Raw genomic sequence first — 20,469 nt, 5'->3', positions numbered from 1 at the left:
GCGCTGGGACCGCTGGACGAAGTCGAGGCCGTCTAAAGATGGTGACGCACAAGTGCCGTCAGCGACTCATTCTGCATGGGATCTCCTCAGTGCTGAATGTAACTGTGCACTCCGAGCTGTAGTCACTCCGCCGACGGGTGTGGTGCCAGTCGCTGGACGCCTGCTCCGCAGAGCTTTCCCTAACTCGATCGCTACGGGACGGGTCTGCTGCGCGAGCGGATGACAGCTGCTGACGCAGTCATGCAGCAGTCCGGTCACTCCATGCCGTCTAGTCACCCCAGGCCGCTGGAATCGACAAACCGCAGCCTGGCACGTGCGAGAGTTTCCCATGACGTCACACCTGGGTATTCGAGTCGTTGAACTCTGACGAGCTGACGCAACGTGTGGATGGCTTTCATGGTCTTCTCGCGGCTGGGCGTCGGGGGGCTTCTCCTTGGCAGCCAGGGCTGCGCCGTTCGGGGCACCACGGCCCAGCTGGGCGTCGATCGCGATCTTCGACCGCGTCGCCTCGGCCCGGCCGTCCGCCGTGGCGTGGGGCCACGTGCAGCACCGTCGGCGCTCGCGCCCATGTTTTCGTTGGGTGACCCAGCGGCGGAACTGTGACCGGGCCAGCGTCCACGGCCCGAACGAGGCTGAGGGTTTCGGCACCGGCACCCGGTCTGGGCGATGTACATCATCGCCTCCACCACGCCCCGCAAGTCATCGCCGTGTTTGCGGCCGCGCTTTCCGGGTGCGTTGAACACGGCTCGAGCAGTTCCCACTGGGCATCGGTCGACTCACTTGGATACGACATCCCCCGGCAGCGTGACGACAGGCGCTGTCCGCGCATAGGGAAACACCCCAGTAGAGCGAACCCGGAGTCAGCGCTGACCGGCGCGCGCGCCATGCGACGCACTACGCAGTCAACGGAGGCGTTGCGACGGTCGAGGGGGACGACGTCTTGCCAGATGCCCTCGAGTGGTCGAATCGCCGGATGTGCAGCAAGCCGGGGGTTGACGGCTACGTACGCGTGCCGACATTGCCGCGGCGGGGACTCAGCGTCGACGCGCCAGACCGAGGATCGCGCGAACCTCGCGGATCATCTGATTGGTGAATCCCCATTCGTTGTCGTACCAGGCCATGACCTTGACCAGGCTTCCGTCCACGACTCGGGTGAGATCGAGGTCGACGATCGCGGCGCGTGGGTCGCCGATAATGTCGGCAGAGACGAGGGGGCTTTCAGAGACTCCCAGGATGCCGGCGTACCTGGCAGACTCGGCTTCTTGGCGGAACACGTCGTTCACCTGTGCGGCCGTTCTCGGGTGGCCGGTGGAAAAGACGACGTCGGCGATGGATCCGACCGGGATCGGCACGCGGATGGCGATGCCATCGAAGCGACCGGCGAGCTCCGGGATGGCCTGGACGATGGCCTGTGCGGCGCCGGTCGACGTCGGCACCAGGTTGGCGGCCCCGGCCCGACCCTGGCGGAAGCTTCTGCTGGGTCCGTCCACCATGTGCTGGTGAGCAGTGTAGGCGTGCACGGTGGTCATGACCGCGCGCTCGGCTCCAAGTCGTCGACGCGCGACCTCCATCAACGGCGCGATGCAGTTGGTGGTGCAGCTGGCGCAGGAGATCATGCACGCCTCGTTGACAGCGTTGACGCCGTGGACGATTGTCGGGATCCGTCCGTCGCTGGTGGTTGGGGCGGAGAGAAGCACGAAGGAGGCGCCGGCGGTTATGTGCTTGGCGAGGTCCTTCTCGTGCCTGAACTCGCCGGTGCACTCGAGTGCGACATCGACCTCGAGTTTCCGCCACGGCAGGTCCGCCGGATCGGCTTCTGAGAAGACCGGGATCCGCCGACCGTCGACCACCAGAGTGTTGCCTTCACTGCGGACGACGCTGCGGTAGCGGCCATAGACGGTGTCGAAGTTCAACAGGTAAGCCAGGTTCTCGGCATCGGCGAGATCGTTCACGGCTACCAGGTCGAGGTCGTCGGACTCCACGAGGAGCTTGAGCGCCGCCCGCCCGATCCGGCCGAGGCCGTTGATGGCCACTTTGTTCATGTCAGTGGCTCCAGTCGTGTTGAGGACAGCGCCTGGTCGAGTTCGGTTGGGAGGGCGCAGCTGGTGTTGGGTGCGCGAACGTGCCACCGGCGTGGATCTCCGTAGCGACCCAGATCGCCTCCGTCATCTCTTGGGGAGTGGCTCCCGCTCGACCCGCCAGCTCCGTGTGTCCGTCGATGCAGTCGGGACATTGTGTGACATGGGCTACGGCAACGGCGATCAGCTGCTTGGTCTTGTTTGGCAAGGCGCCCCCGGTGAACATCGCCCGTCCGACTTCCTCCAACGCGCTGCGCGTCGGGGTGGCGAGGTTGCGGTCATACGTGCCGACGTGGGGAGCGGCTGGGTGATGGAGGGTGTCAGTCATGGGTGTTCTCCTATGGGCTGGCCTCGTGGTCGATTGACGCCTCAGGTGTGTGGGTCGGTCGGTAGGTCCGTTGCGCCTGGCTGAGGGCGGATCCGTCCAGGGCGTCGCCGGTCACCAGTTGCTCGAGCACGCGAAGGACGATTGCGGACGCGTCGACTCCGAAGTGCTGACGTAGGGCGCCGCGGGTGTCGGAGAGGCCGAATCCGTCGGTGCCGAGGGAGGACCAGGTACCTGGTACGAATGGGGCGATCTGATCTGGGACCGCTCGCATCCAGTCCGAGACCGCCACGACTGGGCCCGGCGCATTGCGGAGTCGGCTGGTGACGTAGGCGTCTTTCGGTGGCCGGTCGGGGTGCAGGCGATTCCACTCGTCCGCGGCCAACGCGTCGCGGCGTAGCTGGGTCCAGGAGGTCACCGACCACACATCGGCGTTCACGGACCATTCGCGCAGCAGGCGCTCCTGTGCCTCCAGCGCCCATGGCACCGCGATCCCGGAGGCCAGGATCTGTGCGTTCGGCCCGTCCCCCGCCTGGGCGGGGGAGTACCGGTGCATCCCGGCCAGGATGCCTTCAATGTCGACGTCTGCCGGCTGTGCGGGTTGAACGATCGGCTCGTTGTAAAGAGTGAGGTAGTAGAAGACGTTCGGGTCCTCACCCGCGCGGGGTTCGCCGTACATGCGCCGCAGGGCCTCAGCGACGATGTGGCCGAGTTCGAAGGCGTAGGCGGCGTCGTAGGACAGGCACGCCGGGTTCGTCAAGGCGAGTAGCAGCGAGTGCCCGTCCTGGTGTTGGAGGCCCTCACCGTTGAGGGTGGTGCGTCCCGCGGTGGCCCCCAGCAGGAAGCCCCGTGTCATCTGGTCGGCGGCAGCCCAGAACTCGTCTCCGGTGCGCTGGAACCCGAACATGGAGTAGAAGATGTAGAGCGGGATCATCGGCTCGCCGTGCGTGGCGTAGGAGGTTCCGGCCGCTGCCCACGACGCCGCAGAGCCCGCTTCGGTGATGCCCTCGTGCAGCAGGACTCCCTTGATGTCCTCCTGGTAGCTCAGCAGCAGGTCCCGGTCCACCGACAGGTACGTCTGCCCCAGCGGGGAGTAGATCTTCTTCGAGGGGAACAGGGAGTCGAGCCCGAACGTGCGCGCCTCGTCCGGGATGATCGGCACGAACCGGTGGCCCATCGCCCGGTCGTTCATCAGTTCCTTGAGCAGGCGCACGAAGGCCATCGTCGTGGCGACCTTCTGCTTGCCAGTTCCTCGTCGGGAGACGGCATAAGCCGTGTCATCCGGAAGGTTGAGTCGTGGGCTTTCCACGCGACGCGCGGGCAGGTATCCCCCGAGAGCTAGCCGCCGGTCGCGGAGGTAGTCCTTCTCGGGCGACCCGTCGGCGGGCCGGTAGTAGGGCGGTAGCGTCGCGTCCAGACGGGAGTCAGGGATGTCGAGGTGCAGGCGGTCCCGAAATTCCTTGAGGTCGTCGAGGGTGAGCTTCTTCATCTGGTGGGTGGAGTTGCGCCCCTCGAAGTGGGATCCCAACGTCCATCCCTTGACGGTCTTGGCGAGGATGACCGTGGGTTGACCCCGGTGCTCGGTTGCCGATCGGTAGGCGGCGTACAGCTTCCGGTAGTCGTGTCCGCCGCGTTTGAGTCCCCGTATCTGCTCGTCGGTCAGGTCCTGGACCATGGCTTCGGTGCGCGGGTCGCGGCCGAAGAAATGATCGCGTACGAATGCGCCGGATTCGGCCTTGAAGGTCTGGAAATCCCCGTCGGGCGTGGTGTTCATGAGGTCGATCAGGGCGCCCTCATGGTCGTTTGCGAGGAGGGGATCCCATTCGCGACCCCAGACGACCTTGATGACGTTCCAACCGGCACCACCGAAGAAGGCCTCCAGCTCCTGGATCACCTTCCCGTTCCCTCGGACCGGACCGTCGAGGCGCTGCAGGTTGCAATTGACGACGAAGGTGAGGTTGTCCAGCCCGTCCCGCGCCGCGACGCCGATCGCACCGAGCGACTCGGGCTCGTCCATCTCGCCGTCGCCGAGAAAGGCCCAGACACGCTGCTGGCTGGTGTCCTTGATCCCCCGGTTGAGCAGATAGCGGTTGAACCGCGCCTGGTAGATGGCGTTGAGCGGGGTGAGGCCCATCGAGACGGTCGGGAATTCCCAGAAGTCCGGCATCCGCCGTGGGTGCGGATAGGACGGAAGGCCGGCGCCAGCACCGTGCTGGGAGACCTCCTGCCTGAACCGGTCGAGCTGACTCTCACCGAGGCGTCCCTCGAGGAAAGCGCGGGCATAAATGCCGGGCGAGGCGTGTCCCTGGAAGTAGACCTGGTCACCGCCACCGGGGTGGTCCCTGCCACGGAAGAAGTGGTTGAAGCCCACTTCGTATAGCGCAGCGGCCGAGGCGTAGGTGGAGATGTGTCCACCTACCTCGACGCCTGGGCGTTGGGCTCGATGGACCATGATCGCCGCGTTCCACCGGATGTAGGCACGGATGCGGCGCTCGAGGTCCTCGTCCCCGGGGAACGGCGGCTCCGAATCCGGCGGAATCGTGTTGATGTAGTCAGTCGTGCCAACACCGGGCACGCCCACCTGCTGTTCGCGGGCCCGATTCAGCATCCTGAGCATCAGGTAATGCGCTCGGGTTCGGCCCGCATGGTCGATCACCGCATCGAGAGACTCCAGCCACTCCATGGTCTCCGATGCGTCAGAGTCGAGGAGCTGGCTGGTCATGCCCCGCGGCATGACGGTACCGATGGTGGCATTGGATGGTTGCTCGCGCATATGCGATCTTGTCGTTCCTAAACGCCTGCTGTGCAGGGGTCCGCCCGGCCAAGAAGGTTCACCTTGAATGCCGCGGGTCGGCAACCAGCCGACCTCGGAGTCGATCCGTTCAGCGGCGGCGAGGGACGAGACGGTCTCCGCGGCTCCCACCGGCCCTCTTGTTGGCTTCGCGCTGACGGCGCTGCGCCGCCCGGCGAGCATGCCGCGCTGCTCGCTCGTCACGGGTGAAGAGGCCGGCGGCGCCGAGCGTCCCGACCGTGAGAATGGCGGTCGTCGCAGTGGCCATGAAGATGAACCAGATCATCTGGCCCGTGAGTGACATCTGTTGGCTCCTCCTGCCCGGTATGGGAGCGACTGAGCCCTCTCCTGGGGCAAGTCCTCGGTGGCCGTAGTCGGCGCCAACACGTCTCCCGCTGTCACCTCGTCGTGGAGGACGCCGGTTGCGCGTCTCAGTTGACGTGGTGTCGCGATGATTCCTGCGGTAGGTCTGGCGTGCTGCCTGCCGTCGAGATTCGTGCGGCGGGGTCACCGCGCGAATCCACACTTAGATGGTTTCGAGTCAGCCGTCCCGCTTGCAGGGCTCGGACCGGTCGAGAAGGGTCCACGGCGGTTGCTGTGGTCCGGCAACGAAGACCCCTGCGCACCTGCGAAGGAGGTGGGCGTGGCAGCAGGGCTGCGGTGCCAGAAGCTGTCGCGATCCCTGAGAACTCGTCCCACCGCGTGGATCGTGCCGCCCGGTCACGCTCGATCTGATGGCGGAGGCCGTTGTTGGACTGGCGCACCGACCGGATGAACGGCCACCCGGGCGAGCAGGGCGAAGGCGACCGGTCTATGCGCCTGTGGCGCCCGGAGCGGCGGGCTCAGCAGACAACGCTGGGCTTCACAACCCGCATGCCGGAACCCCTTGCGCCCTTCCCAGCCGCTGCTATGGTCACCGGCATGACCGGGCAGTGGCTAGGGACGGTGGCAGTGTCGGCCGAGCCCTCACACACGCCCCCGCACGTCATCTCCGGCGCCGCGCTCCTGGCTCTTGAGCTGAGCAAGGAAGCACGCGGCATCCGTGGCCTCGACGTCCTGCGTCGCAGCGTCGACCGCGCCCCGCCCGTCAGTCTCTGACGACAGTTCTCACCAGATCAACACGGCCACCGACGGCCTACTCTCTCGCGCGCCTTGCATCGGCGACGTGCGCGCCGTTCCGCTTCATCAAGGACGCAAGTCATGGCTTTCCAAACCATCTCACCGGTCGGAGCATTGGCCGACCTGCATCACTACCTGAACGCTGCCGGCCGTGCCGCGCGGCGGCCAGGATTTCCAGCGACTCCTGCGTCTCGTCGGCGCTCATGGCTTCTGGCTCGGCTCGGGCGTCAGGTGCACACGCATGTCCTGCGCCCGTTGGCACGCACCTCCGCCTGGGGGGCCATCGGAAGCGCGCTGAGCCGCTTGGCGACAGCCCGTCCCCGGACTCCAAGCAGCGTCCGTACTGTCCACTGCTGATGCCGTCCAGAGCGGTGCCGATGTTGCCGAGCACTGTCTGCGCCGACGTTCGCAGGGTCCGGTGGATCTCGGCCCGCGCGACGTCGGCGGCCCGGTGCGGTGCGGCGGTCTCGAGTTGCGCCGGCTGCTGGACGCGGAGCCCGTCGCTGCTCAAGCAGCTGCTGGCGGGCGGCCTCGATGAGCTCGCCGGAGACGTACCGCGAATCCTTGGTAGGGATGATGGAGCCAGTGGATGTTCTGCTCTCGGCGCCCCGTACTCGTGGGGAACGCGGGTCCCACCGCTCAGGGCCGGTGGGACCCGCAACATACCCCCCGCGACTGCGTAAGCGCGGAGGGGCCGGCGCGCCAGCGGCGCGGTGGTCGGTGAGTCTCTCATGGGTTCGACTCCATCCGTGGGGTGCCGGGGTCGACGGTCGGTTGCGAGGACACCTCGGCGACCCGCGCGGAGGGCGACGACGCTCCTGGGTTGGTGTCTCCAGTCTGGTTGCCGGCGGTGGCGCCAACTAGGTCGTCCGTCGGTCACAACATCGGGTCCGTGGTTGCCGACCTGGAGCAACGTCGCCGGCCGTGGTGTCAGGCCTTCCTTGGGGCACGGGTCACGAGCAGAGCCCGGTGGCATAGATCGGTGTGGCAAGACTCAGGCGACGGTCACCAGTTGGCTGGTGGGTCACTCGCGGGGAAGGACTGCGCACCCCATTCGTCGACGATGTCCCAGTCCGGGCTGGGTACGTCCGCCCCCGGCACGGGTGGCGCCCCGGTGGTGGGCGCCTCGACGTCTGGCTCCGCTCCCGCAGGCGACCGGGGCGTGTCACTGGTTTCCGGCCTCATCGGCGCATTCTGAACGTCAGGTGGCAACTGGCCAGCGGACACGCCAGCGATCCGCGGTACGTCCGGGCGGGCGGCGACCCCAGGAACGGGTAGGGCGGTCATCAGCAACTCTCCTATCGGACAGTCGGCACTGCCCGCTTGGGGGGGAGCACACATCGGAAGGTTCGCACCGTTTGGTGCTGTCGGCTTGCCTCGGTTCATTCAGTCTCGTTGGGTCCACCGTGACGGGCATTGGCCGCCATCGGCCAGCTTGGTTGCATGGCTCCTGCCGGTGCCCGGCAACCTCACGCTCTTGCCGGCGCTGATGCCCGACCCCGACCCTCACGCCCCGCGATGCCAAGGCGGGTGCTCCCGTGCCGAGGGGGAACCCTGCAAGGGTTTCTGGGCTTCGACACACGCCCGCGTGTCCTGAGGTCGCCGGCGGCCTCGGGACACACCCGGCGGCCGGACCCAGGCGCCGCCGCACGGCGCATGGCGCACGGCCCAGCCAAGGTCCGCGAGCTCGCAACCGCGCAGGCGACCCGGCTGCCCGTCAAACCCGCGATCAAGCTGCGGCGCCCTTGGCCGAGAGATGCTTGGCGGCGCAGCTCATCCGCACTGTCCTGGCATGAAGCCCAGCGATGAGCCGGGGCTTGCCGTCACGAACGATTCGGGCGGCCGGGTCACGCGCTCTGGAAGCGCTGGCGGACTGCTCGGGTCCTGGGCGGTTTGGTCAGACGAGGACTGCCGGGGTTCTGGTGCGAGCGGCGGGGGGATGGCTGGTGTTCTGCCTTCCAGAAAGCGCAGGAGCTCTACGGGGAAGGGAAGCACCAAGGTGGAGTTGCGTTCGGCTGCCACCTCGACCACTGTCTGGAGGAGCCGTAGTTGCAAAGCTGCGGGGTGCTCGGTCATCACTTCTGCGGCTTCGGCGAGTTTCTGCGAGGCTTGCAGCTCGCCGTCCGCGGTGATAATCCGCGCGCGCCGTTCGCGTTCGGCCTCTGCTTGACGGGACATCGACCGTTTCATCGCGTCGGGTAGCGACACGTCCTTGATTTCCACTCGTTCAATGTGGACGCCCCAGTCCAGAGCCGGGCTGTCGAGCATGAGGCTCATCCCCTGGTTGAGCTGTTCACGATCACAGAGGAGGTCGTCGAGGTCGCTCTTGCCAATGATCGACCTAAGGGAGGTTTGCGCGACTTGCCCAATGGCGGCCAGGTAGTCCTGGACGTCCACCGCTGCACGACGGGCATCCAGCACGCTGAAGTAGACCACGGCATCCACGCGAACGGTGATGTTGTCGCGGGTGATCCCGTCCTGAGCGGGGACGGGCAGGGTGATGATCTGCATGTTGACCTTCTCAAGCCGGTCGACCCCGGGGACCAGGAAGGTCAGACCGGGGCGGAGTATTTCGGGACGCACCCGACCGAACCGGTAGACGACGCCTCGCTCGTACTGCTTGACGATTCGCACGCTGGCCGCGAGAGAGGCGATCGCCAGTACCGCAACGGTGCCCATTGTTAGGACCCAGAAGTTCATTCCGCTCTCCGTTCCGCTCGCCTGCGTCGCGGCCGGGTGGAGTCGTATGTCCGCCCGCGTCGGTGCGGACTCTCATGCCTCCAGACGGGCCTGTGGTCGCAAGTATTCCGATCCAAGGCGGCGGCGACCCATGTCATTCGTCGGCGACTCTTATGCGCCGGGGACTGCCGGGCTCCGGCAAGCAACGCCTCACGGGCCGCGCGCTCCGATCGGGCCGAGCGAGGTGCCGACCGCAGACATCTCCGGTCCCCCTGGCCGGTGACCGCAAGGCACCGACCTTGGACGCGTGGCGTCGACCCAAGGAGGGACTGCCGTGACCACGACCGGGCGGCACCAGGATGGCGTAGCTTCCGCAGGCCCGCGGAAAGGCAGCGAGCGAGCGTGGGGCTGGCCGACGCCCTGGATCAAGTGGGCTTTGAACGCGCGTATCCGCACGCGCAATTGCGCAGACGGGCCCACCGCCAGCGGGCTCAGTTGTAGAGCCGCGCACCCACAACGGATCGAGGGAGCGTCTCGGGACTGGGGTGTGCAACCAATACCCGGATCCCATCCGGGTCGCGGCTTGCGACGAAGGTGACACCACCGCTCACATAGCTATCGGTGCGGCCGCCGCATTCTTCGATGGCCGCTTCCACCTCCTCCAATTCGGCTGCGGTGCGGACAGTCCAGATCAGGAACTGCAAACCAATGCCGGCCGAGGGGTGTGGGGTCCGAGCTCCCCGTCCGATCAGATAAATCTGAAAGCCTCCGGGGGCGAGCAACAGCGCGGCATCGCCATCGTGGATAGCCACCTCGCAAGAGAAGACGTCACGGTAGTACTCCACCGAACGCTGGAGTCGTGACACGAAGATCACCGAAGACGTCACTCGACAAGCCCGGTTCATGGGCTTCGTTCCTCAACTGCCGCGATGGAGCGGACGGCTGCCGGGTGGCGCAGGTCGAGCGCGGGCGACTCCGAGCGGATCTCCGCGATCGAGTGGAAGCCGTGTCGCGGCGAGCGGCAGGCTGGTGGCCTACTCCAGCAAGCGACCCAGCCCACCGTGGTCCGCCTCGAGCACTGGCGCCTTACGCGAGCCGTAGACGTTGCAGATGAACGGCAACGTCGACGCACCGACCTGGAACGCCCCCGGTGGAGACCTAGGTGAGCGTGGTGAACCCCTCGGCTGGCAGTTCGTCGGCGCGCGGCGCGCGGCGCCCGTCCTACGCCTAGCCCAATCAGCTTGTTGTCGGTGGAGAGGATCAGCACGACGGTGCGGCCCCAGGTCCTCTTGGGTGTTACGGCGAGTCCGACTCTGGTGGGGTGTCCGCCGTCACCGGGGCGTCCGTTCTGGCGCAGGTACAGCGGCACGGTCCGACGGGGCGGCGCCGAGCGGGCGAACTTCAAGGTCATGTCACCAGCTCGCGGGTGGGCCCCGGGCTGGGACGACCGCGGCCACCGCCTGTCGACAAGTGTGCCCGGCCAGGGCCGCAGCGCCCAGAGCCCTGTGGACGCCGGTTGCCTCACTTGCGGACAGGGCCCTAGTCTCCGCTGAAGCCGGTGAGATACCGCACGGCCTGCGGCGCGCGCATGCCTCATACCGGCGGTGGCGTCGGTTACCGGAGCGCGCCCAGGTCTCATCGGAGACTCCCTTCGAGTGCCTCCACATTGCTCGCCCCTGCCTCATTCGGCAGTGCCCGGCACAAGCCAGGTCGGATCCCCATCGTTGCCGGTAATCGGCAACCTTTCCTGGTGCCCGCACGGCCTAGCGGCTCCGTTGACAGGGCCGCGCCCTCGCCCCGCCCGCGGACCCAGCTGCCTGGAGTGGCGCTACGGACCGGCACTCGGGCTCGAGGAGGAACGCTCTGGCCACCCGAGCAGCTTCGCTCCGAGCACGGCTGCGTGCAGAGTGAACCTATGCGCCGGATCCATCGGATCAAACCCGGTCAGGGTCTTGACCCGGTCGAGTCGATAGGTCACCGCGCGCACCGAGAGATGGAGGCGGGCCGCCGCTGTGGTCGCGACGCAGCCACAGTCAAAGTAAGTTGCCAGGGTCGCCACGAGTGGTTCGGCCCCGCCACGTGCCTGGTGGAGCGGGTGGAGGACGGACTCCACGAGGTCAACGAGTGCCGGCTGATCCCGGGAGAGCACCCGATACGTCAACAGATCCCTGGTTTCGACGATGGGCGTGTCCAGTTGCATCCGCATCGCCATGGTCAGGCCCTCACGCGCCTCTTCGTATGAGCGGGCAATCCCGTACGCGCCGGGATGGGCTCGTCCCACCGCTACTCGCCAAGGCGAACCGCGCTTCAGTCGGCTGAGTTCACGATAGACAAGCTTGCCGAGGTCACCCGTTGTGCCCAGGCCGTCGGAGGTCCCCGGCGCCCCGGTCGCCGCCGCGAGAGCCAGGACCACCACCAGACCGTCCTTCGTCGCTACGAGGACATCCCGATCGCCAAATCGATCCAGCACCACCCGCTCAAGAGCGCTCGTGGCGGCCGCGATCGAGGACAGCCGCTGTCCCGGTTGAGCAAGCGCGACCTGATGTGCGCGAGTCAGATCCAGTCCAAAGGGCTCAGCCCGCCCCACGAGCTCACTCAGATGCGCGTCGCCCCGCAGCAGATCCTCTACCAGCTCTCGCCGGAGGGTTTCCTCGCGCCGGACCATCTCACGGCCCGCTTCGGCATGACCTTCCGCAAAGGACGCAACCGCGTCGTCCACGACCTGCAGGACTGCCGAGGCTGCTGCCCGCACTGCCTTGTTGTCGCGTTCTCGGATGATTGCGGGGAGCTCGCTCCATACCCGTCGGGCTGCCGACAGGTAGAGGTCGATTCCTTGACCCACCGAGACTCCTTGTTCGGACGCGCGGCGGCCCTGGACGCGTACGGCTTCAATCTGCGCCCGGACTGGGAACTGGCCGAGCGTGGCCGCGGCAGCGAGCATCGGCAGGTAATCTCCGAGGAACTCGCCCGAGACCCCGCCGGCATCGTTACTGGCCTGCTCGGCAGCCCGAAGCAGCCAGGACTCGTCGCCGGCCGGAGGTTCGACGTTGGTTCCGGCTTGCGGGCCGCTGATCGGTCCGTCTTGTTCGGTCACGCGCATCCCGTCCCCTCACCTTCCGTGGCCCACTAGACGCCACCATGCCGAGGACCCGCAACTTAGGATCAGCCATCGTTCGCGCGAGTTTCGTTGCGATCCCCCGCCGGCCTCTCCTGAGCCGAGTCAGATGGACTCCTTTCCAGTGCCTCGATGTCGAAGCCGGTCAGGCGCGCAGCAGGTCCACCAGTATTGCCGCTTGGCTTAGCTCGACCCTCCGTGTCGCAGTGAGCAAAGTCAGGCGATCGTGTGAAGTCATGTCACGCAGGTGTCGCAGGGCCGCGGCGCGTTCGGGGTCCTCGAGCTCTTGGCGATACCGGGACCCAAACTCCTCGAACTTGGCTGGGGCGTGTCCGTACCACTTGCGCAGCGCGTCCGAGGGGGCCACGGCGGGGCACCACTCGTCCAGGCCTGCCCGGTCTTTGCTTACTCCCCGTGGCCACCTTCGGTCGACCAGAACCCGGATGCCGTCGTCGACCTCAGGGTTGTCGTAGATCCTCCGCATCCGCACGTCACGTGCCGGTTCCACGATTCGCCTCCATTGCTCGACAGGTCCAGACATCGCGTCGGAACACATCGGACCCCAGGGTCCCGACTACGAGTGATCATGTCGGATCTCGGTGGAGGAAACAGCGTGCATCATGGGTCGGGAAGCGTCGCCCGTCGTTGCCGAACGTCGGCAGATTCACCCCCCTTTGCGAACACACTTGGGATCGATCCTCGAACACGTGCCGGCAAACCACTCCGCTCGCGCGCGGCGGGCGTCGCGTTGCCGGTCTCCGGCAACGACGGCGTGCGATGTCGGCCGGTCCCTGACCTGTCATCGCCGCACACCGCCCCTCTAACGTTTGGATACGTCTCTTTTAGAAAACGGAGGGTCCTGTGTCCGCGATTCGCTTCCTCTCAACACGCGACGCCCATTCCGAGGCAACCGCGCCCGGCGCCCATCAGGCGTTCCTGCTGCTACGCACCGTCTTCACGGTCGCCCCCATCGCGTTCGGCCTGGACAAGTTCTTCGGTCTCCTGACCGACTGGGAGCAGTACCTGGCTCCGTGGATCAACGACCTCGTCCCCGGGACGGCACATCAGGCCATGTTGGCGGTCGGCGTGGTCGAGATCCTGGCCGGCCTCCTGGTCGCCGTGCGTCCTAGCATCGGCGCCTACGTTGTGGCCGCGTGGTTGCTGGGCATCATCGTCAACCTCGTCAGCATCGGTGACTACTACGACATCGCCCTCCGCGACTTCGGTCTGCTGGTGGCCGCCCTTGCGTTGGCAAGGCTGGCATCACCTGGCCGCGCATCCGCCTCGCACGCCGCTGCGAACAGCGACACGTGATGACCCACCGGCAAGCGCTGGAAGAGGCGCCGGCCCCGCGTTCCTCAGCCACCCTGCTGCCCTGGCGGGCCGCCGTAGCACCCGAGCCGGCTCCCGTGAACCTCGTCGCAGCCGAGGCCGCGGCTGCAGACCTCCTCGCCGCGCTCGGTCAACCGGTCGATTCCGACGGCATGATCGAGACGCCGCGAAGGATGGTCCGGGCCTACGCTGAGATGCTCACCCCCGGAAGCTTCGAATTCACCAGCTTCGCCAACGTCGAGGGCTACGACGAACTGGTCTTGGTAGAGGACATCCCCGTCCGGTCGGTTTGTGAACACCACATGCTGCCGTTCGTCGGCGTAGCACACCTGGGTTACCTTCCCGCAGACCGGATCCTCGGCCTGTCGAAGTTCGCGCGCCTGGTCGACTTCTACAGTCACCGCGGCCAGACACAAGAGCGACTCACCCAGCAGATCGCCGAGCACCTCGAACGCCACCTTGCACCACGCGGTGTCGGTGTCGTGATCGAAGCCGAACACACCTGCATGAGCTTGCGCGGCGTCCGCGCCGCGGGAGCCCGTACGGTCACCTCCGCTCTCTTGGGCACGCTGCGCACCGACCCGTCCTCACGCGCCGAGTTCCTCGCACTGGCCCACAGCCGCCGACAGGCGTGTCGAACGTGACCGCCGGACAGAGTCTTGTGATCGTCGGTGCCGGGCTGGCTGCCGGCAAGGCCGTTCAGGAGCTCCGGGAGAGCGGCTTCGACGGACATATCGTGCTCTACGGGGCGGAGACACACCCTCCGTATGAGCGCCCGCCACTGTCCAAGGGCTACCTGATGGGCACCGACGACCTCGAGGCCGCGGTTGTTCATCCCCTCGAGTGGTACCGCGGGCACGACGTCGACATCCGACTAGGTACCCGGGTGACCTCGATCGATCCGGGCGCCCGGACCGTCACCGCCTGGGGCCAACAGCAGGGTTACGACAAACTGTTGCTCGCAACCGGCGCGCAACCGCGACGCCTGCCAATTGCCGACCGCAGCGAGGCCCCTGTCACCTACCTGCGCACGGTCGAGGACTCCGACCGCATCAGGTCGTTCCTGCGGCCCGGCCGTCGGCTGGTGATCGTCGGGGGTGGCTGGATCGGTCTGGAAGTAGCCGCGGCAGCGCGCAACGCGGGCGCACACGTGACCGTCTTGGAAGCCCTCGACATGCCGCTGGGACACGTCCTGGGACCCGAGGTCGCGCAGATCTTCACCGCGCTCCACACCGCACACGGCGTCGACATCCGGGTCAACGCAGTCGTCTCCTCCATCGAGGGCGACGACGGCCGCGCTTGCGTGGGACTGTCGGACGGGTCCACGGTCGAGGCCGACTTGATCCTGGTCGGGATCGGTGCGGTGCCCGAGGTCGCCCTCGGTCAAGCCGCCGGGCTGCGAACCGACAACGGCATCGTTGTCGACGCCCAGCTGCGCACCTCCCACCCCGACATCTTCGCGGCCGGCGACCTAGCGAACGCCTACCACCCACGGCTCGGCCGCCACCTGCGCGTGGAGCACTGGGACAACGCGATCGAACAGGGCGTCGTCGCGGCACAGAACATGCTGGGCAAATCGGTGGCCTACGAACGGCTGCCGTACTTCTACTCCGACCAGTACGACCTTGGAATGGAATACCTCGGCAACATCGGGCCCGACGGCTACGACCGCGTGGTACTCCGTGGGAACCCGGAACGCGGCGCCTTCACAGCGTTCTGGCTACGGGAGGGACGGGTCCTGGCCGGAATGCACGCCAACGACTGGGACGCGATGCCGGCGATCAAGAAGATCGTCGGCGCGAACCGAGTGACCGGCGACCTGAGCGACGAATCCGTGTCACTGGCGGAGATCGCGGCGAATCTCGACTGAGCCCGCCACCGTCGGTGGCGGATAGAACACCACGCTTCGGCGCCACCAAGCGCTCGAAGAGAGGAGCACGACCCATGCCGAGCCTCACCCGCCTCTACGAAGAGCAGGGCCAAAGCGTCTGGCTGGACAACCTCACCCGGCCCTACCTGCAGGACAACACGTTGTTCCGCCTCGTCAACCATGGGGTGCGGGGGGTGACGGCCAACCCCACCATCGTGGCCAATGCCATCGAATCCTCAGACGCCTACGACCAGCAGTTCCACAGCCTCATCACCGGCGGACACACCGTCGAGGACGCCTACTGGCACCTCGTCATCACCGACGTCATCGACGCCCTCCGGATCCTGCGACCCACGTTCGACAACAGCCGCAGCGACGGATTCGTCTCGATCGAGGTCGCACCCGAGTGCGCGCACGACACCGAGGCGACCAAGACGTCCGCGCGAACCCTGCACGAACGCATCCACGAACCCAACCTGCTGGTCAAAATCCCCGCGACCGGCCCGGGTGTACGCGCCATCGAGGCCATGATCGGGGAGGGACGCAGCATCAACGTCACTCTGATCTTCTCCCTGGCCCGATACCGCCAGGTCCTCGAGGCCTACCTGTCCGGCCTCGAGACCTTGGCCCGCCGTGGCGGGGATCTCTCGGGAGTCCACAGCGTCGCCTCGTTCTTCGTCAGTCGCGTCGACAGCGAGGTCGACCACCGTCTTGAGAAGTTGGGCGCCGACGAGGCACTCGCCCTCCGCGGCCGCGCCGCGGTCGCGCAGGCCAAGCTCGCCTATCGACTCTTCCGGGACGCCCATACCGGTGCACGGTGGGAACGTCTGGCCGACCGGGGCGCCCACGTCCAAAGACCGCTGTGGGCGTCGACCTCGACGAAGAACCCTCACTATCCCGACACGCTCTACGTCGACAATCTCATCGGACCCGACACGGTCAACACCCTGACGGAGAGCACCATGCGGGCCTTCGAGGACCATGGCACCGTGGCACGCACGATCGATGTCGGCGGCGCAGAGGCCCAGGAGGTCATGCACGCGATCGCGGAGGCAGGCGTCAACATGGACGACGTCGGCGATACCCTGGAGACCGACGGCATCGCAGCCTTTCAGGCGGCGTTCACTCACGTCCTCGGCACCCTCGACGCCAAGACGCACGCCCTCTCGGACCGCTGAGGTGGACTGGGCAGGATGGGCGGTGTTCGGGCTGCTCGCCACCACGGTTCTGACCGCGCTAATGATCGCCGCCCAGCTTGGCGGGCTCAGCCGCCTGGATCTGCCACTGATCCTGGGCACCGTCGTGACCCCCGACCCGGACCGAGCGCGCGTGGCCGGCTTCTTCATCCACCTGGCCGTGGGTCAGGCCTTCGCGCTCGGCTATGCCCTCTGCTTCATGCTGCTGAGCCGGGCAACGTGGTGGGTCGGTGGCCTGCTCGGACTACTTCATGGCGCGGTCGCCCTGACCGTGCTCATTCCCCTGCTCGTAGGCGTGCACCCCCGGATGGCCTCGAACCGCGCGGGACCCGGATCAACCGCGGTCCTGGAGCCGCCCGGACTGGCCGGACTCAACTACGGCGCCCAAACACCGCTGGTCACCCTGGCCGCCCACCTCGCCTACGGCATCGCCTTGGGTCTCCTGCTGGCTGCCCACTGAAGCGACCGCCACGAGGACGAACTTCACCGATGCCATCTCGACCAAAGCTCTCCGCGCGACAAGTGTCGCCGACGAGCCACCGAGGCCGCGAAGTGCCGATCGAGGCCTACGGGCTACTCGGGGACACCCGGACGGCCGCCCTCGTCGGTCCTGATGGTTCCGTCGACTGGCTGTGCATCCCCCGCTTCGATGGTCAGCCGGTGTTCGGTCGCCTGGTCGGCGGCCCGGACGCAGGATGGTTCCGACTAAGCCCCGCCCACCCGACCGCCGTTTCGGCCCGTCGGTACCGCCCCGACTCCGCCACCCTCGAAACGACCTGGAAGACCGATGCCGGGCGGCTCACCCTCACCGAGGGCATGGTGGCCGAGCTCGGCGGCCAGCTACTGCCCCCCACGATGCTGGTCCGACGATTGACCGCCGAGGACGGCCCTGTCCAGGCCGTTATCGGGTTCAACCCGCGACTCGGAGAGCGACACCAGCCACCGCGAGCCCAGCACTCTGACGCGGCTCTAGTCTGCACCTGGTCGGCCCTGGCCATCGCGTTGAGCACAACCCCCGCCGCGACCATCGACCCGGGCGTGCCCCACACCGTGACCGTGACACCCGGCCGCCCATTCACCACGGTGATGACGATCGCCGATCGTGAACCACTCGTGCACGTCGACCCGGACGCCGCCTGGGACGCGCTCTTGGATGACGAACGGCAATGGCGGGCATGGTGCCGTGGGATCGACCCCAGACTCCCCCGCCGCGACGCCGTCGTCCGCAGCCTGCTCACCCTCCGGTTGCTGACCTACTCACCGTCCGGAGCCCCGGTTGCGGCCCCAACGACGTCCTTGCCAGAGATCCTCGGCGGCGTGCGCAACTGGGACTACCGCTACGCCTGGCCCCGCGACGCCAGCATCGGTATCGGCGCCTTCCTAGGTGTCGGCAAACAAGACGAGGCCCGGGCCTTCATGGCCTGGCTGCTCAGCGCCACCCGCCTCGATCGACCACGACTGCCCGTGCTGCTCACCCTGCACGGCAAGCACCCGGCAGCCGAGCGAACGCTCGCGGACTGGCCGGGCTACGCCGACACTGCGCCAGTTCGAGTGGGAAACGCCGCGGCCGACCAACACCAACTCGACGGGTACGGCTGGATCCTGGACGCCGCTTGGCTGCTCACCCGCACCGGACACCACCTGTACTCCGAGACGTGGCGAACCATGGCTGGATTCGCGGACACGGTCGCGAGGCGTTGGAGGGAGCCTGATGCCGGCATCTGGGAAATTCGCGCCGACACCGCCCACCACGTGCACTCCAAGATGATGGCCTGGCTTGCCCTGGACCGTGCACTACGGATTGCCGCACACCACCGCACCGCGGCCTCACGCTCCCGTTGGTGGAATGCCGAACGGGCAAAGCTGCGTGAGGAGATCAATCGGCGCGGCTTCAACAGCGCGAGGGGCACCTACACACGCAGTTATGGATCCGACGACACCGACGCCGCGCTCTTGATCGTGCCCCAGCTGAACTTCGACCCTCCGGACTCGCCACGGATCCGAGGAACCATCGACGCCATCACGCGCGACCTCGACGCCGGCACACCGTTGCTCTACAGATATCTACCCGGAAACGACGGCCTTCTGGGTGCCGAAGGCGCGTTCCTGCCGTGTTCCTTCTGGCTCGTCCAGGCGCTCGCTCGCACTGGACGACCGGCCGAAGCCCACGCGATGTTCAACGAACTCATCACCCTGGCCAGCCCGTTGGGGCTGTACGCCGAGGAAATGGACCCCCGCACGCATCAGCACCTCGGCAACTACCCGCAGGCGCTGACGCACGCAGCGCTCGTCCACGCGGCCCTAGCCCTTCGAGATGTCGGCGACGCGTAGGCGTCACGTCAAGACCTGGCGGCCTGTCAGGGCACGAGCACGAGGGGGGTGGCGCGCGAGCCACCATTCGGGCCGTGCCGGGGCTTGGTGGGTTTGAACTCAACGGACTCGTCGCCGGCGACGGCGCCTCCGAGTCCGGCGGAAGCGTGTCGATGCGGCCAGGTACCTCCGGGATCAGCGACGCCGACCCGTTGTCTCCGTGCTTACCTGCTCGATCACGCATGAAAGATCTGACGTTCCGGCAGTCGGGTGCGGGGGCTCCTGTCGCATGACATGAAGCCGTCATGCCTGCCGTGCTCAGGCAAGGATGGGGCTCACCCGAGCCGGCGCTACCGGCCCTCACCCCGTGTAACGCAGCTCGAAGCGATCCCGCCCATTGCCGTTCCGACAACTGCCGGGCCCCGGCAACGCCCAGAACTCCGATCGACCGGCGTCGCACGCTGTAGTCACCTCCCGGGTCGAGGGACGCTAGAGGCATCGACTTCGACCGCGCCAGGCAGACCGATTTGATAGTTCGGCAGCGGTCACAGACCTTCCCGGCAGCGACGACGCAAAACTCCAAGGAGGACCTGCAATGTCCGGCAAGCAGAGGCTTTCGTTTGAAGACGTCGACCCGACCGGCTTCGAAGCCGTAAAGGGATTGGAGCGCTGCGTCCGCACCGGGGGCATCGAGCCACGCCTGCTGGAACTGGTCCGGGTGCGAGCATCGCAAATCAATGGATGCGCCTATTGCCTGGACATGCACAACCGTGATGCCCGTACCCATGGCGAGGATCAGCGTCGGCTGGACATCCTCCCCGCATGGCGCGACGTACCAGACATGTTCAGCGGCAGAGAGCAGGCGGCGCTCGCGCTCACAGAGGCGCTCACCCGCATCTCCGACGAGGGGGTCTCCGATCGAGTCTGGGAAGACGTCGCCATGCACTTCCACGAAAAGCAGATCGTTCGCCTTGTGCTAGCCGTGGCCACGATCAACGTGTGGAACCGCGTCACCGTGAGTTTCCGTCAGCAGTTGCCAGACAGGGCGTAATGGCCCCTCCTTGCGGTGTACCGAGCAGCCACCATCGCCGCTGCAACGACCCCAAGAGCCCATGGCCACTCCCGAGCTGTGCCCGACGCACAGGGCTTGAGAACGGCGTCGTCCAGTCCTCGGGCCGGGCGGTGGCCCGGGCACACAGCAGCGCATGACTTGCGGTACCCACTCGCCCGAGAGCTGGGGCGGTGGGATCAGGCGGCCACGGGATCAGCCGACGTCAACGACAATTTCCGGCTGGTGTCGCAGCGTGTTTGACACGTAGCAGACTCGTTCGGCCTCCGGCACGAGACTTTCGAGCACATCACGAGAGGTGCCCGAATCGATGCTCACTGAGATGCGGTCGAACTTGAGCCCCTCGTAAGTGCCGACGACACTCACGTCGAGGCCGAGCAGCTCAATGCCACGCTTCCTGGCGACGAACGCCATCGATAAGGCGATGCAGGACGCGATGGATGCCAGCAGCAGGTCGGTCGGCTGCGGACCGGTGTCGGTGCCGCCGTGTGTCGCAGGCTCGTCGACGACGATCTCGAAGCCGCCGACGTCAGAGACCGCGCGCATCCCTCCGGTCCAGCGGGTATGCACGGTGCGGTCCATTGC

17 protein-coding genes are annotated in these 20,469 nt (G+C 66.9%); 9 read left to right on the top strand and 8 right to left on the bottom strand.

The window, feature by feature from the left end; genetic code table 11:
• Positions 1-1,034 precede the first annotated feature (1,034 nt).
• From EKO23_RS15845 to aceE, 3 genes are read right to left on the bottom strand one after another with little or no spacing between them, the layout of a single operon-like run.
• Positions 1,035-2,042 (bottom strand): type I glyceraldehyde-3-phosphate dehydrogenase, encoded by a 1,008-nt coding sequence (locus EKO23_RS15845; RefSeq protein ID WP_134719006.1) that lies wholly within the window; start codon positions 2,040-2,042, stop codon positions 1,035-1,037.
• 1 nt (position 2,043) lies between these two features.
• On the bottom strand, positions 2,044-2,406 hold the full coding sequence (locus EKO23_RS15840) for a carboxymuconolactone decarboxylase family protein (protein ID WP_134719004.1): 363 nt from the start codon (positions 2,404-2,406) through the stop codon (positions 2,044-2,046).
• Positions 2,407-2,416: 10 nt separating this feature from the next.
• The gene (aceE, locus tag EKO23_RS15835; RefSeq protein ID WP_246051114.1) at positions 2,417-5,125 is read right to left on the bottom strand and encodes a pyruvate dehydrogenase (acetyl-transferring), homodimeric type; all 2,709 of its coding nucleotides are present in this window, start codon (positions 5,123-5,125) and stop codon (positions 2,417-2,419) included.
• 118 nt (positions 5,126-5,243) lie between these two features.
• Between aceE and EKO23_RS25360 the strand changes: the two genes are divergently transcribed.
• Both EKO23_RS25360 and EKO23_RS15830 read left to right on the top strand, forming a co-directional pair.
• Positions 5,244-5,495 (top strand): hypothetical protein, encoded by a 252-nt coding sequence (locus EKO23_RS25360; protein WP_167880504.1) that lies wholly within the window; start codon positions 5,244-5,246, stop codon positions 5,493-5,495.
• Between the two features lie 449 nt (positions 5,496-5,944).
• Positions 5,945-6,292 carry a hypothetical protein gene (locus EKO23_RS15830; protein WP_134719002.1) on the top strand — a complete coding sequence of 116 codons (348 nt, stop codon included), beginning with the start codon at positions 5,945-5,947 and terminating at the stop codon, positions 6,290-6,292.
• 1,794 nt (positions 6,293-8,086) lie between these two features.
• On the opposite strand, the gene EKO23_RS15825 is transcribed toward EKO23_RS15830, so the two are convergent.
• The 4 genes from EKO23_RS15825 to EKO23_RS15810 form a co-directional block, all read right to left on the bottom strand.
• Entirely contained in the window at positions 8,087-9,013 is a 927-nt protein-coding gene (locus tag EKO23_RS15825; RefSeq protein WP_175582705.1) for a slipin family protein, read from the bottom strand.
• A 470-nt stretch (positions 9,014-9,483) separates the two neighbouring features.
• The gene (locus EKO23_RS15820) at positions 9,484-9,879 is read right to left on the bottom strand and encodes a VOC family protein (protein WP_134719000.1); all 396 of its coding nucleotides are present in this window, start codon (positions 9,877-9,879) and stop codon (positions 9,484-9,486) included.
• Between the two features lie 941 nt (positions 9,880-10,820).
• A complete protein-coding gene (locus EKO23_RS15815; protein ID WP_134718998.1) occupies positions 10,821-12,092 on the bottom strand; it encodes a PucR family transcriptional regulator in 1,272 nt (423 codons plus the stop codon).
• Between the two features lie 160 nt (positions 12,093-12,252).
• Positions 12,253-12,591: a DUF488 domain-containing protein gene (locus tag EKO23_RS15810; RefSeq protein ID WP_246051122.1), complete on the bottom strand. Its 339-nt coding sequence runs from the start codon at positions 12,589-12,591 to the stop codon at positions 12,253-12,255.
• A gap of 377 nt (positions 12,592-12,968) precedes the next feature.
• Between EKO23_RS15810 and EKO23_RS15805 the strand changes: the two genes are divergently transcribed.
• The 7 genes from EKO23_RS15805 to EKO23_RS15775 all read left to right on the top strand — a co-directional run bounded on the left by EKO23_RS15805 (position 12,969) and on the right by EKO23_RS15775 (position 19,866).
• Positions 12,969-13,421 carry a hypothetical protein gene (locus EKO23_RS15805; protein ID WP_134718996.1) on the top strand — a complete coding sequence of 151 codons (453 nt, stop codon included), beginning with the start codon at positions 12,969-12,971 and terminating at the stop codon, positions 13,419-13,421.
• Between the two features lie 95 nt (positions 13,422-13,516).
• On the top strand, positions 13,517-14,083 hold the full coding sequence (gene folE / locus EKO23_RS15800) for a GTP cyclohydrolase I FolE (RefSeq protein ID WP_342773606.1): 567 nt from the start codon (positions 13,517-13,519) through the stop codon (positions 14,081-14,083).
• Complete coding sequence (locus EKO23_RS15795) at positions 14,080-15,309, top strand: NAD(P)/FAD-dependent oxidoreductase (protein WP_134718992.1); 1,230 nt, start codon at positions 14,080-14,082, stop codon at positions 15,307-15,309. The genes folE and EKO23_RS15795 overlap by 4 nt, the downstream gene beginning before the upstream one ends.
• Before the next feature lie 74 nt (positions 15,310-15,383).
• Positions 15,384-16,487, top strand: a complete 1,104-nt coding sequence (tal, locus tag EKO23_RS15790) for a transaldolase (RefSeq protein ID WP_134718990.1) — start codon at positions 15,384-15,386, stop codon at positions 16,485-16,487.
• A 22-nt stretch (positions 16,488-16,509) separates the two neighbouring features.
• Entirely contained in the window at positions 16,510-16,965 is a 456-nt protein-coding gene (locus tag EKO23_RS15785) for a hypothetical protein (protein WP_246051113.1), read from the top strand.
• A 92-nt stretch (positions 16,966-17,057) separates the two neighbouring features.
• Entirely contained in the window at positions 17,058-18,836 is a 1,779-nt protein-coding gene (locus EKO23_RS15780) for a glycoside hydrolase family 15 protein (RefSeq protein WP_246051112.1), read from the top strand.
• Positions 18,837-19,410: 574 nt separating this feature from the next.
• Positions 19,411-19,866: a carboxymuconolactone decarboxylase family protein gene (locus tag EKO23_RS15775; RefSeq protein WP_134718984.1), complete on the top strand. Its 456-nt coding sequence runs from the start codon at positions 19,411-19,413 to the stop codon at positions 19,864-19,866.
• A 213-nt stretch (positions 19,867-20,079) separates the two neighbouring features.
• Here EKO23_RS15775 and EKO23_RS15770 read toward each other — a convergent pair whose 3' ends face one another.
• Positions 20,080-20,466, bottom strand: coding sequence for an OsmC family protein (locus EKO23_RS15770; protein ID WP_134718982.1), 387 nt, complete (start codon positions 20,464-20,466; stop codon positions 20,080-20,082).
• Between the last annotated feature and the right edge of the window lie 3 nt (positions 20,467-20,469).

The sequence above is a fragment of the Nocardioides guangzhouensis genome (assembly GCF_004519545.1).
In the GTDB taxonomy this organism is placed as follows: domain Bacteria; phylum Actinomycetota; class Actinomycetes; order Propionibacteriales; family Nocardioidaceae; genus Nocardioides; species Nocardioides guangzhouensis.
This window is presented reverse-complemented; position numbering and strand designations above follow the sequence as displayed.